The sequence below is a fragment of the gamma proteobacterium symbiont of Axiagastus rosmarus genome, from assembly GCF_059730925.1.
Genome location: NZ_AP035925.1, coordinates 934,439 through 947,958, shown reverse-complemented (window position 1 = coordinate 947,958; position 13,520 = coordinate 934,439). Strand labels below are relative to the sequence as shown.

Below are 13,520 nucleotides of genomic sequence, written 5' to 3'. Positions count from 1 at the left end.
AATGCATTATCACCGTATCCCCCATAGCACGCTGGAAGTCAGTCAGCTGGGGTTAGGCACGATGACGTTTGGTGAGCAGAATAGCGAAGCCGACGCCCACCAGCAGCTTGATTACGCCGTTAGCCAGGGTATTAACCTGATTGATACCGCCGAGATGTATCCGGTGCCACCGCGTCCGGAAACCCAGGGCCTGACTGAAAAATACATTGGCAGCTGGCTGCAAAAGCGTGGCAGCCGCGACAAAATCATTCTGGCGAGTAAAGTCGCCGGCCCGGTGCGCGGCAGCGATGCGCTGATTCGCCCCAACCAGGCGCTGGATCGCAAGAACATCCGCGAAGCGCTGGACGCCAGCCTGAAGCGCCTTAATACCGATTACCTCGACCTCTACCAGCTGCACTGGCCGCAGCGCCAGACCAACTACTTTGGCAAGCTCGGTTATCAGTACAGTGATAACACCGCCACTGTTACGCTGCTGGAGACGCTGGAAGCGCTGACCGAACAGGTACGCGCGGGCAAGATCCGTTACATTGGCGTCTCGAACGAAACAGCCTGGGGCGTGATGCGCTACCTGCAGCTGGCGGAGAAGCACGAGCTGCCGCGTATCGTCACCATTCAGAATCCGTACAGCCTGCTGAACCGCAGTTTTGAAGTGGGTCTGGCAGAGATTAGCCAGCATGAGGGCGTGGAACTGCTGGCTTATTCCAGCCTGGCCTTTGGTACGCTGAGCGGCAAATACCTCAACGGGGCGAAACCGGCCGGCGCGCGCAATACGCTGTTCAGCCGCTTTACCCGCTACAGCGGCGAGCAGTCACAGCAGGCGATTGCTGCCTACGTGGCACTGGCGAAACAGCACAACCTGGATCCGTCACAGATGGCGCTGGCCTATGTGCGGCAGCAGCCGTTTGTGGCCAGCACCCTGCTCGGTGCCACCACCATGGAACAGCTGAAAGTTAACGTGGAGAGTTTCAATCTGACGCTGAGCGGCGAGGTGTTAGAGGAGCTGGAAGCGATTCACCGTCAGTACACGTATCCGGCACCGTAATCTCCCTGGTGCGCGTTAACGCGCACCCTACAGGGTTTATGGACCTGGCGTACGTGCTGCGGTTTCGGTGCGCGTTAACGCGCACCCTACAGGGTTCGTTACTCTCGCGTACTTGCTGTGGTTTTGGCGTACGCGCCGGGCCAGGGTAGGGTCGCCATTCATGGCGACCTGGTCCCTTTCTGCGCCGCTCAGCGACGCGCTTTCCACCACAGCACGGCAATCGCCATGGCGAACAGCGCGCCGAAGCCCACGCCCGTCGCGACCGCCGGCGCACCCAGCTTAATCGCCACGGTATACAGCCCCAGCATCAGCAGCATCGCGCTGTTCTCACCCAGGTTTTGCACCGCAATCGCGTTGCCAGAACCCACGGTATCTTTGCCGCGCTCCTGCAACAGCGCGTTGAGCGGCACCACAAAGAAGCCGCCGAGCGCACCAATCAGCATCAGCAGCAGATACGCATTCAGCAGGCTATGCTGCAGCGAGAACAGCACCACCATCACGCCAATCAGCACGCCGGCTGGCATGCAGCGCCGCACCGTTTGCAGCGTGACCAGTTTTGCCGCCGCGGCCGCGCCGATCACGATACCGATCGCCACCATGGCATTCAGCGTGGTCGGCGTCTTGTTGTCCGTGATGCCGAGCGCCACCGGCACCCACAGCACCAGCAGGAAGCGCAGCGTGACGCCGGCACCCCAGAACAGGCTGGTGCCGAGCAGCGAGAAACGCGTTTCACCGTTACGCCACAGCAGCTGTGCCGAGGCGATAAAGCTGCGCAGCATCACGCCAGCGTGCCAGCTCTGGCCGGGGCGCGCTGGCTGCAGACGCGGAATGAACAGGTTCGCCACCACCGCCAGTGCGTAAGTGAGCGCACACACCACCAGCGCCGCCAGCAGATGCCAGTCGGCGAGCACGCCGCCTGCCACCGAGCCGAGCAGAATCGCCGCGATAGTCGACGACTCCATCAGCCCGTTGGCTTTCACCAGCCGCGCGCCGCTGGTGATCTCCGTCAGGATGCCGTATTTCGCCGGCGAATACGCCGCCGCGCCGACCCCTACCAGCGTGTAGCCGAGAAACGGATTAAAGCCGAAGCAGATCACCAGCGCACCGAGCAGCTTAAGGCTGTTGGCAAACATCATCACCCGCCCTTTGGCAAAGCTGTCGGCCATCTGTCCGACAAACGGCGCGAGCAGAATGTAAGTGGCCACAAACAGCATCTGCAGGATCGGCTGGCTCCAGTCCGGATAGAACTGACTTTTCAGCAGCGCCAGCGTGGCGAACAGCAGCGCGTTGTCGCCAAAGGCAGAGAAAAACTGTGCCACGATCACCGCCAGCATACTGCGCGACAGCAACGGGGCGTCCGGATTCACCGACTGACTCATGCCCGCTCCTCTTCTGCCAGCTGTTTCAGGCTGACGTAGTCAGGTTTACCGCTGCCCAGCATCGGCAGCTGTTTCATGTAGCGAATGTCGCGCGGCACGGCCAGCTCTGGCGCCCCCAACTCACGCGCGGCCTGCTGCAGCCGGTCGCGGCTGAGTTCACTGTCGGTGGTAAACAGCACCAGCGCTTCGCCACGCTGGCCATCGGGCCGCAGCGACGCCGCGTGCTGTTTCTCCGCCGAGGCTTTCAGGGCAATCTGCTCCACGCTCTCCAGCGACACCATCTCTCCGGCGATTTTGGCGAAGCGTTTAGCGCGCCCCTGAATCTGACAGAAACCGCCCTCGTCAAAGCTGACAATATCCCCGGTATCGTACCAGCCAGCTTCCTGTTCGCCTTCGCCGTTATCCGCCACCGGTGGCTCCAGCACGCCGGGGTTTTCCACCCGCAGGTAGCCGTTCATCACATTCGGACCGCGCAGCTGCAGCCGTCCGCCCTGCTCAATACCGGGTACCGCAATCAGACGTGAATCCATGCCCGGCAGAATACGGCCTACGGTATGCGATTTGGCGGCCATTGGTACGTTGATTGCCACCACCGGTGCACATTCGGTCACGCCGTAACCTTCGAGGATGCGAATGCCGTACTTCTCCATGTAGATCTGGCGCGTGCCTTCCTGCAGCTTCTCGGCACCGGCGACGACGTAGCGCAGCCGGGCGAAATCGTACGGGCTGGCAAAGCGCGCATAGTTGCCGAGGAAGGTGGAGGTGCCGAACAGCACGGTGCAGTTACGGTCATACACCAGCTCCGGCACGATGCGATAGTGCAGCGGGCTGGGATAGAGGAACACCTGCGCGCCGGTCAGCAGCGGCGTGAACAGCCCGACGGTGAGGCCGAAGGCGTGGAACAGCGGCAGCGCCGACATAAAGCGGTCGCGCGGGGTGAAATCCGCCACGGTGCGAATCTGCTCCACATTCGCCAGCAGGCTTTTATGCGAGTGCACCACACCTTTGGGATTGCCTTCCGAGCCGGAGGTAAACAGCACCATTGCCGCGTCTTCTGGCTGCTGGGCAACCTGTGCCCAGCGTGGCAGCAGCAGGTGCGCGAGGATCCACAGTTTGTCCTGCAGCGTGACGGTATCTTTCAGATCCTCCAGATAGATCCACTGCACCTCCGTCAGCCCCTGCGGCAGGTGCCACAGGTTGCCCTTCTCGAGGAACTGGCGCGAGGTAAACACGGTTTTCACCTGCGAGGCGGTCAGCGCCGCGCGCATGCCGTTGATGCCGGCGGTGTAGTTGAGCATCGCCGGCACGCGCCCGCGCAGTGAAGCCCCCAGAATCGCCGCCGCGGTCACCGTGGCATTCGGCAGCAGCAGACCTACGAATTCGCCCTGCTGGCTGTAGCGCTCCAGAATGCGTCCGACACCGAGCGCTTTTTTCAGCAGCCCGGTGTAGCTGTCCGGCTTAAAGTTGATGTCTTCGATGCAGGCTTTGCTCAGCCCGTAACGGGTGCGCGCATTGAGAAAAGCGTCGAACAGCGTTTCGCGCGGGCGCACCGCCATGCGTGCTTCCATCATCACATGATGTAAATGCTCACCGGCCAGCACGCGGCGGTCGCGCGCGCGTTTCGCTTCCGGCATGGGAATCACCGTGGCCGGCAGCACCGTCAGGGTAATGCGCGGGAACAGGCGACGTTTAAACACCCCGGCCAGGCGGCCAAACGGCGTGTACTCTGCGCCTTCAATGCGCATCGGCACCACGGTGGCGGCGGATTTCGCAGCGACGAAGCCAGCGCCGCTGTAGATTTTCATCAATGAGCCGGTGACGGTAATGCGCCCTTCCGGAAAGATCACCACCGGACGCCCTTCGTTGATCATGCGCACCAGATGTTTGATCGACATCGGTTTGGTGGGGTCGAGCGGCACGAAGTCGATGATCGGCCTGAGCAGGCGCATATACCACTGTTCGCTGATCGAAGAATAGACGGCGAACACCGGTTTGATGGGCAGAAACAGCGCCAGCAGCACGCCATCGAGAAACGACATATGGTTTGGCGTGATCAGCACTTTTTCTTTGTGCAGGGCAGTCAGATCGCCACGCAGCTCAACGCGCCATAACAGGCGACAGAGGAAACGCAGAACGGTAAATAACATGCCAGCTCCTTAGCAGCGGTAAAAAATGGTTCTTACCTTGCAGGATCCGGGGATGTTCGACAAGTAGCGCAGTGATTTATCGTGATGAATTCAGGGTGATTCGCCCTGCCAGCCGCCGCCCAGCGCGGCGATCAGCGCCACGCTGCTCACCCACTGGCTGCTCTGCAGCGACAGCAGGCTCTGCTGCTCGCTCAGGCTGCTGCTTTCCGTGGTAGCGACATCAAGGTAATCAATCATGCCGGCGTCATACTGGTTGCGCGTTACGCGTGCTGACGCCTGTGCCGCCACGGCGGCGCGCTGCTGCGCGGCGATTTCCCCCTGCAGGGTATTCAGTTCCACCAGGTTATCTTCCACTTCTCCCAGCGCGCTCAGCACCGTCTGGCGATAGGTGGCCACGCTGGCATCATAGGCGGCACGCGCCTGCGCCACTTTCGCCGAGGTCGCGCCAAAGTCGAGCAGCGTACCGCTGAGCTCCGGCCCCAGCGACCAGGCGCGATTCGGCAGCGACAATAAACTGTGGATCGCTGAGGCGGTCACGCCACCGCTGGCGCTGAGCGTCAGGTCGGGATAATAACCGGCAACCGCCACTCCGACCGCCGCGTTGGCGGCCGCCACGTTACGTTCGGCATAGGCGATGTCCGGACGGCGCTGCAGCAGCGCCGAAGGCAGGCTCTGTGGAATGGACGGCAGCGTGGCATCCAGCTTCGCCACCGGCAACGTAAAGTCGGCTGGCGCCCGCCCCAGCAGCAGCGCCACCGCGTGCTCCAGTTGCGCGCGCTGCCACTGATAATCCTGCGCCGAAGCGCGGGCGCTCTCCAGCTGCATCTGCGCCTGCGCCAGGGTGGCGCGGGATTCGCTACCGGCGCGGTACTTGTTGTCGATCACGCTGAGATAGCGCTGATAAGCTTCAATGCTGCGCTGATAGAGCGCGATCTTTTCGTCGATGATGCGCAGCTGAAAATAGTCCTGCGCCAGCTCTGACTGGGCGCTCAGCGTGACATTGGCCAGTTCCGCCTGGCTGGCCTGCGCGCTGGCCTTATCCTCTTCCTGGGTGCGGCGCAGTTTGCCCCACAGATCCAGCTCCCAGCTGGCACTCAGCGTGGCGCTGTGGCTGTTGCTGACGCTGCGCTGACCGCTGGCGCTGGCACGGCTGCCGCTGCGCGTGCTGCTGACATCGTAGTCGAGTGAGGGAAACAGCGCCGCGCGCGACTGCGCGCTCAGCGCCTGGGCTTCGCGATACTGCGCCGCATAACTGGCGACGTTCTGGTTAGAGATGCTCACCTGGCGCAGCAGGCTGGACAAGGTGGCATCGTGATACACCGTCCACCACTCCCCTTTGCGACTGGCGTCCTGCGGCGTAGCCTGCGTCCAGCCTTTGGCCTCTTTATAGTGCGTCGGCAGCGCCATCGCCGGACGCTGATAATCGGGGCCAACGCTACAGCCAGCAACCAGTAGCGCCGCCGTCAGCGCGCCAATGTTCATCATTTTCATCAATCAGGATTCCATATGACGCACGCGCCGCCACTGACGCTGGGTAGCGCGGCTGAGACGATCCAGCCAGAGATAGACCACTGGCGTGGTAAACAGGGTCAGCAACTGGCTCAGGGCCAGACCGCCGGCAATCGCAATCCCCAGCGGACTGCGTAAATCAGCGTCGCCACCGCTGCCCAGCGCCAGCGGCAGAGCGCCGAAGAAGGCGGCCAGCGTGGTCATCATGATCGGCCGAAAGCGCATCAGGCACGCCTGCGTAATCGCCTGCTGCGGCGACAGCCCCTGGCTGCGCTCGGCGTGCAGGGCAAAATCGATCATCATGATGGCGTTTTTCTTGACGATACCGATCAGCAAAATGATGCCGATCAGCGCAATCACCGTCAGCTGCGTATTGGTCAGCAGCAACAGCAGCAGCGCCCCGACGCCTGCCGACGGCAGCGTGGAGAGAATGGTCAGCGGGTGAATGTAACTTTCATACAGCACGCCCAGGACGATATACACCGCCGCCAGCGCCGCAATAATCAGCCACGGCATAGTGGCAGTGAGCTGAGAGAACGCCGCGGCGGTGCCGGCAAAGCCCGCCTGAATGCTGGAGGGCAATCCCAGCTGTGCCATCGCTTGCTTAATCAGCGTCTGCGCCTGCTCCAGCGACACGCCGTCGTTGAGGTTGAAGGCGATGGTGCTGGTCGCTGACTGGCCCTGATGCGCAACCGACAGCGGCGCGTTGCCGCCGCTGAAGCGGGCAAAGGCCGCCAGCGGCACGCGATCGCCGCTGTCGTTAATCACATACAGTTGTTGCAGCATGGCCGGATCGCGCGTGTCGCTGTCCTGCAGGGCCATCACCACATGGTACTGATTGAGTGTGTGATAGAGCGTGGCAATCTGTCGCTGGCTAAAGGCATTGTTCAGCAGCGTGTCCAGCATCTGCACGTTAACGCCCAGCCGCGTGGCGCGGTCGCGATCGATGTTGATCACCACCTCCTGTCCGCCGGTTTGCGCATCGGAATCCACGCTGTTGAGTTGCGGTATCGCGGCCAGCGCCGCCTGGACTTTCGGCGTCCAGCGGCGCAGCAGGTCGAGATCGTCAGCCTGCAGGCTGTACTGATAAGTGGCGTTGGCGCTGCGCCCGCCGATGTGCAGATCCTGCGCGGCCATCAGGAACAGCTGCGCCCCGGCAATATGGCGGGTTTTCAGGCTCAGCCGGTTAGCCACTTCGGTGGCACTGGCGCTGCGCTGGTCAAAATCTTTCAGCCGGACAAAAAAGTTGGCGCTATTGCGCGAGCCAAACATGCCGCTGCCCATTGACGACATCACGCTGTCTACCGCCGGATCGGCCTCAATGATTTTGGTGAACGCCAGCATCTTTGGCTTCATCGCCTGGAAGGAGATGTTCTGGTCAGCGCGCAGGGCGCCCATCAGCAGGCCGGTGTCCTGATTGGGAAAAAAGCCCTTTTGCACCACGCTAAACAAAAACAGATTGAGCAGCACGGTGAGCAGCAAACTCAGCAGGGTAATCTTCTGGTGCGCCATCACCCACGCCAGGCCACGCGCGTAAGCGGCCAGTAGCGCGTTGAGCGCATTTTCAATCAGCTGATAGAGCGGATGTGGTCGCCGGGTGACCTGCGGCTTCGGCCGCAGCAGCCGGGCGCACAGCATCGGGGTCAGGCTGAGCGAGACAAACATGGAGATCAGCAGCGAGACCGTCAGCGTCACCGCAAATTCGCGGAACAGGCGGCCAACAATGCTGCCCATCAGCAGAATCGGGATAAACACCGCCACCAGCGACACCGTCATCGACAGCACCGTAAAGCTCACCTCATGGGCACCGCGCAGGGCGGCACGCAGCGGACTCAGACCGGCTTCGATATGCCGGGTGATATTTTCCAGCACCACGATGGCGTCATCAACGACAAAGCCCGTGGCGATGATCAGCGCCATCAGCGACAGGTTATCGAGACTGTAGCCGAGCAGATACATCACCGCGCAGGTGCCAATCAGCGACACCGGCAGCGCCAGCGCCGGAATCACCACCGCCTGCAGATTACGCAGGAAGACAAATACCACGGCAATCACCAGCAGCATCGCCACCAGCAGCGTCTCTTCGGTGTCATACAGGGAGGCGCGCACCGTTGGCGAACGGTCCACCACCACTTTGAGCTGGGTATCGGCAGGCAGATCTTTCTCCAGCTGTGGCAGCTGCGCTTTGATGGCGTCAATGGTGTCGAGCATGTTAGCGCCGGCCTGACGCTTGATGGCGATCATCACCGACGGCTGTGAATTGAGAAAGCCGGCCTGATACTGATCCTCCACCGAGTCATACACCGTGGCGACGTCATGCAGTCGCACCGCCTTACCCGCGTGGTAGCTGACGATCAGGTCGCGGTACTGTGCCGCTTTGTCCAGCTGGCCGTTACCGTCCACCATCCAGGACTGGCTGCTGCCCTGCAGCATGCCTTTCGGCAGATTGGTGGTGCTGCTGGCGACGGCGCTGCGCACCGTATCCAGCGCTATGCCATAGTGCGTCAGCTGTTGCGGCTGCAGATCAATGCGGACCGCCGGCAGCGCGCTGCCCATCAGCGACACCTCGCCCACGCCCCTGACCTGCCCCATCGCCTGTTCAATTTTGCTTTCGGCGAGGTCATACAGTTCACCCGGCGTGCGCGTGGCGGAGGTAAGCGCCAGCATCACAATCGGCGCGTCCGAGGGATTCGCTTTGCGATAGGTCGGCAGCGACTCCATAGCACTCGGTAACAGGCTGCGCGCCGCGTTTATCGCCGCCTGTACGTCGCGCGCCGCGCCATTGATATCGCGGTCAAGTTCAAACTGCAGTATCACGCTGGTCGAGCCCTGCGAGCTGGTCGACGTCATCTCCGTCACACCGGCAATCTGGCCGAGCGAACGCTCCAGCGGCGTCGCCACCGTGGCCGCCATGGTTTCCGGGCTGGCACCGGCCAGGCTGGCGCTGACCATAATGGTAGGAAAATCCACCTGCGGCAGCGGCGCGACGGGCAGCAGCCGGTAGCCCAGCGCCCCGAGCAGCAGGATCGCCAGCGTCAGCAGCAGCGTGGCAACCGGGCGAAAGATAAACAGCCGGGTGATGTTCATGGCTCGCCCCGCGCCTGCTGCTGCCGGCGCTGCACGTAGCGCTTACCGCGCTGCGCCAGCCCATCAAACCACAGATAGATCACCGGGGTGGAGAACAGCGTCAGCACCTGGCTCACCAGCAGGCCACCGACAATCACCAGCCCGAGCGGCTGACGCAGTTCGGCACCGGAGCCGGAGGCCAGCATCAGCGGCAGCGCCCCAAGCAGCGCCGCCATGGTGGTCATCAGAATCGGCCGGAAACGCAGCAGGCAGGCCTGATGGATCGCTTCGCGCGGCGTCATATGCTGCTTATGCTGCGCCTCCAGCGCGAAGTCGATCATCATAATGGCGTTCTTTTTAACGATGCCAATCAGCAGAATGACGCCAATCAGCGCGATCAGGCTGAATTCACTGCCCGCCAGCATCAGCGTCAGCAGCGCCCCGACCGCCGCCGACGGCAGCGTGGAGAGAATGGTCACCGGATGGATAAAGCTCTCATACAGAATGCCCAGCACCACGTACATGGTGATCAGCGCCGCCAGAATCAGCCACAGCGTGTTGCCGGTAGCACTCTGAAACGCCGCGGTTTCACCCTGATAACGCAGCGTTATGCTGGCGGGCAGTTTAAGCTGCTGCGTGACCTGCGCAATCGCCCGCTGCCCCTCCTCCAGCGAATAACCGGGGTTAAGATTGAACGACACCATCACCGCCGGGAACTGATTCAGACGCATGTGCATCAGCGCTCCGGTCCGCGCATGCACGCTGGCGATGGCGGTGAGTTTCACCATGCCGGTGGTGGTGGTCTCACTGTCGCTGTCGCTGCCGGTTGATGCACTGCTGCTCACCGGCAGATAAACGTCATCAAATGACGCCGGCGACTGCTGATACTGCGGCGCCACTTCCAGCACCACGCGATACTGATTCGCCTGGGTAAAAATGGTGGAAACCAGCCGCTGACCAAAGCTGTTGTACAGCGCGGTGTCGACGTCAGCTGCCGTGATGCCGTAGCGCGCCGCTTTATCGCGATTCAGCTCCACATAGGCCACGCGCCCCTGATCCTGCAGGTTGCTGACCACGCCATTAAACTCCGGGCGCTGCTGCAGCGCAGCTATCAGTAGCGGCGTCCAGCGCACCAGGTTTTCGCTGTCGGCATCATCAAGGGTGAACTGGTACTGGCTCGGCGTCACCTGATCGTTGACCGTCAGGTCCTGTGAGGGCTGCAGATAAAGCTGAATGCCGGCGACCTGGCGCGCCGCCTGCTTTAGCTGCGCAATCACCTCATCGGCTTTGACGTCGCGCTGGTCAAACGCTTTCAGGTTGATCTGCAGGCGCCCGCTATTGAGACTGGTGTTATTGCCGTCGATACCAATGGTTGAGGACACACTCTCGACCGCCGGATTTTGCAGGATCACCGTTGCCAGCGCCTGCTGACGCTGCGCCATCGCCGTGAAGGAGACATCCTGCGACACCACGGTCACCCCCTGAATCAGCCCTGTATCCTGCGTGGGAAAGAACCCTTTCGGGATGGCAAGATACAGCAGCGCGGTGAGTGCAAAGGTTGCCAGCGCCACCAGCAGCGTCAGCTTCTGATGGTTGAGCACCACGCTGAGCAGGCGGTCATAGCCGCGGACCAGTTTGTCAAACAGCTCGCCGCCTTTGCGCGCAAAGCGTGACTGCTGCGCCTCAGGAATATGCCTTAACAGCCAGGCACACAGCATCGGCGTCAGCGTCAGCGACACCACCATCGACACCAGAATCGACACGGCCAGGGTAATGGCGAATTCGCGGAACAGCCGTCCGACCACATCGCCCATAAACAGCAGCGGAATCAGGACCGCAATCAGGGAAAACGTCAGGGAAATAATGGTGAAGCCAATCTGCTGCGAGCCTTTTAACGCGGCCTGCATCGGCGTTTCGCCCTGCTCCAGCCGGCGCGAAATGTTCTCCACCACCACAATCGCGTCATCAATGACAAACCCGGTGGCGATGGTCAGCGCCATCAGCGACAGGTTGTTGAGGCTAAAATCGGCGAGATACATCACGCCAAAGGTGCCAATCAGCGACAGCGGTACTGCCACGCTGGGAATCAGCGTCGCCGCCACGTTGCGCAGAAACAGGAAGGTCACCATCACCACCAGTGCGATCGACAGCATCAGTTCAAACTGTACGTCGCTGATTGAGGCGCGGATGGTTTGCGTGCGATCGGCGAGCACACGCATTTTCACGCCATCCGGCAGCGCCGCCTGCAGTACGGGCAGCTGCTTTTTAATGCTATCCACCACCTGAATGACGTTGGCGCCGGGCTGGCGCTGCACGCTGATGACAATCGCCGGACGGTTATTGGCCCACGCCGACTGAAAGCGATTCTCCGGCCCCTGTTCGATATGGGCGATATCTTTCAGCCGCAGCGCCGCACCGTTCTGCCAGGTGAGAATCAGATTGCCGTATTCGGCTGCGGTGCGCAGCTGGTCGTTGGCGTCGATGGTCACCGAGTGATATTTGCCGTCGAAGCCGCCTTTCGAACCGTTGACGTTGCTGTTGGCGATCAGCGTATTGACGTCTTCCAGCGACAGCTTGTGCGCCGCCAGCGCTTTTGGATCCATCTGCACGCGAATCGCCGGCTGATTACCGCCCGCCAGGGTCACCATCCCCACGCCGTTGATTTGCGACAGCTTCAGCGCCACGCGCGTGTTCACCAGATCCTGCACCTCAGTCAGCGGCAGCGTGTCGGAACTGGCGGCCAGCGTGATCACCGCACTGTCGGCCGGATTGACCTTTTTATACGTCGGCGGATTGGGCAGATCGTCCGGTAACAGATTATTCGCCGCGTTGATTGCCGCCTGGACTTCCTGTTCGGCGACGTCAAGTGACAGATCGAGGCTGAACTTCAGGGTGATAATCGATGATCCGCCCGAGCTGGCAGACGTCATCTGGCTAAGACCGGCCATCTGACCGAGCTGACGCTCCAGCGGCGAGGTCACGGACGAGGCCATCACGTCCGGGCTGGCGCCAGGATAAAGGGTGGTAACCTGAATGGTCGGATAATCCACCTGCGGCAGCGCCGAGGTGGAGAGAAAGCGATAAGCGAACAGGCCGGCGATCAGCACGCCGACCATCAGCAGAATCGTCGCCACCGGGCGCAGGATAAACAGACGAGACGGATTCATGGCTGGGTACTTTTGCTGTCGTCAGCCAGCTGGACTTTGCTGCCGTTAGTCAGACGATCGATCCCCTCGGTCACCAGACGATCGCCTGGCGCCACGCCCTGCAGGATCGCCTGACGATCTTCCCCCAGTGCCGGTCCGGCGGTGACCGCTTTGCGCGTCACGCTATTATCTTTGTTGATAATAAACACAAAGCTCCCGTCGCTGCTCAGCTGCAGCGCCTGCGCCGGGATCACCGTCGCGTTTTTCAGCGTGCCGGTTTGCAGACGCAGATTAACGAACTGGTTGGCAAACAGCGCTTCGTCCTGGTTAGGAAAGCTGGCTTTCAGTTCGATGGTGCCGGTGCTGGTATCGATCTGATTGCTGATGTACTTCACCTCACCCTGCGCCAGTACGCTGCTGTTGTCCTGATCGAAGGCCGTCGCGGGCAGGCTCTGGCCGTTGCGCAGTGCGCGCGTCAGCTGCGCGATGTAGCTCTGCGGCACGCTGAACGTCACGGCGGCAGGCTGCATTTGCGTCACCACCACAATGCCGGTGGTGTCGCTGGTCTGCACCATATTGCCGGGATCGACCAGCCGCAGGCCTACGCGACCGCTGATCGGCGAGGTGATGCGGGCATACTCAATATCCAGTTTTGCGCTGGCGATTTGCGCCTGATCCGCCGCCACCGCGCCCTGATACTGGCCGACGGTAGCAATCTGGCTATCCAGATCCTGGCGCGACAGCGAGTCCTGCGCTGCCAGCTTTTTGTAGCGTGCCAGCGTCAGTTGCGCACTGTGCAGCAGTGCCTGGTTCTGGCTGAGATCGCCCTGATACTGCGCCAGCGTCGCCTGATAACTGCGCGGATCGATCTGCGCCAGCAGCTGACCGGCGCTGACTTTCTGCCCTTCAGTAAAGAACACCTGCTGCAGCTGCCCGGCCACGCGGCTGGTGACGGTGACGCTGGCGTTGGGGATCACCGTGCCGAGCGCATTCAGGTACACCGGCACGTCGGCCGTCGCGGCAATGCCGCTGTGCACCAGCGTTGCCGGGCCGCTCATCTGCGCCGCGCCGCGATGACCGCCTGGCGGCAGGTCGCCGGGTACTGCGCCCCGCTTGCCGCCTGCCACACGCCAGATCACGCCTGCCGCGATCAGCAGCACCAGCAACACAAGCAGCCATTTCAGCCAGCGGGAGAAACCAGAACGGGGAGCATGGATAGTCATCAGCGTCT

Annotated in this window: 7 protein-coding genes; 1 reads left to right on the top strand and 6 read right to left on the bottom strand. The window is 61.7% G+C overall.

Features of this window, described 5'->3' with window-relative positions:
* Window position 1: 1 nt before the first annotated feature.
* On the top strand, window positions 2-1,042 hold the full coding sequence (locus tag AC6I8F_RS04315; RefSeq protein ID WP_498028566.1) for an NADP(H)-dependent aldo-keto reductase: 1,041 nt from the start codon (window positions 2-4) through the stop codon (window positions 1,040-1,042).
* Window positions 1,043-1,230: 188 nt separating this feature from the next.
* Here AC6I8F_RS04315 and lplT read toward each other — a convergent pair whose 3' ends face one another.
* The 6 genes from lplT to AC6I8F_RS04285 all read right to left on the bottom strand — a co-directional run bounded on the left by lplT (window position 1,231) and on the right by AC6I8F_RS04285 (window position 13,512).
* Window positions 1,231-2,421, bottom strand: a complete 1,191-nt coding sequence (gene lplT, locus AC6I8F_RS04310) for a lysophospholipid transporter LplT (RefSeq protein WP_498028565.1) — start codon at window positions 2,419-2,421, stop codon at window positions 1,231-1,233.
* Window positions 2,418-4,568 carry a bifunctional acyl-ACP--phospholipid O-acyltransferase/long-chain-fatty-acid--ACP ligase gene (aas, locus tag AC6I8F_RS04305; protein ID WP_498028564.1) on the bottom strand — a complete coding sequence of 717 codons (2,151 nt, stop codon included), beginning with the start codon at window positions 4,566-4,568 and terminating at the stop codon, window positions 2,418-2,420. The genes lplT and aas overlap by 4 nt, the downstream gene beginning before the upstream one ends.
* A 90-nt stretch (window positions 4,569-4,658) precedes the next feature.
* Complete coding sequence (locus AC6I8F_RS04300; RefSeq protein ID WP_498028782.1) at window positions 4,659-6,050, bottom strand: efflux transporter outer membrane subunit; 1,392 nt, start codon at window positions 6,048-6,050, stop codon at window positions 4,659-4,661.
* Window positions 6,051-6,062: 12 nt separating this feature from the next.
* Window positions 6,063-9,164 (bottom strand): efflux RND transporter permease subunit, encoded by a 3,102-nt coding sequence (locus AC6I8F_RS04295; protein WP_498028563.1) that lies wholly within the window; start codon window positions 9,162-9,164, stop codon window positions 6,063-6,065.
* Complete coding sequence (locus AC6I8F_RS04290) at window positions 9,161-12,310, bottom strand: multidrug efflux RND transporter permease subunit (protein WP_498028562.1); 3,150 nt, start codon at window positions 12,308-12,310, stop codon at window positions 9,161-9,163. The genes AC6I8F_RS04295 and AC6I8F_RS04290 overlap by 4 nt, the downstream gene beginning before the upstream one ends.
* Window positions 12,307-13,512, bottom strand: coding sequence for an MdtA/MuxA family multidrug efflux RND transporter periplasmic adaptor subunit (locus tag AC6I8F_RS04285; RefSeq protein WP_127834511.1), 1,206 nt, complete (start codon window positions 13,510-13,512; stop codon window positions 12,307-12,309). The genes AC6I8F_RS04290 and AC6I8F_RS04285 overlap by 4 nt, the downstream gene beginning before the upstream one ends.
* Between the last annotated feature and the right edge of the window lie 8 nt (window positions 13,513-13,520).

Bases quoted from the DNA above. Each gene is read 5' to 3' on its own strand.
- aas (WP_498028564.1), bottom strand. From the start codon at position 4,568: ATGTTATTTACCGTTCTGCGTTTCCTCTGTCGCCTGTTATGGCGCGTT.
- AC6I8F_RS04300 (WP_498028782.1), bottom strand. From the start codon at position 6,050: ATGAACATTGGCGCGCTGACGGCGGCGCTACTGGTTGCTGGCTGTAGC.
- AC6I8F_RS04285 (WP_127834511.1), bottom strand. From the start codon at position 13,512: ATGACTATCCATGCTCCCCGTTCTGGTTTCTCCCGCTGGCTGAAATGG.
- lplT (WP_498028565.1), bottom strand. From the start codon at position 2,421: ATGAGTCAGTCGGTGAATCCGGACGCCCCGTTGCTGTCGCGCAGTATG.
- AC6I8F_RS04290 (WP_498028562.1), bottom strand. From the start codon at position 12,310: ATGAATCCGTCTCGTCTGTTTATCCTGCGCCCGGTGGCGACGATTCTG.
- AC6I8F_RS04315 (WP_498028566.1), top strand. From the start codon at position 2: ATGCATTATCACCGTATCCCCCATAGCACGCTGGAAGTCAGTCAGCTG.
- AC6I8F_RS04295 (WP_498028563.1), bottom strand. From the start codon at position 9,164: ATGAACATCACCCGGCTGTTTATCTTTCGCCCGGTTGCCACGCTGCTG.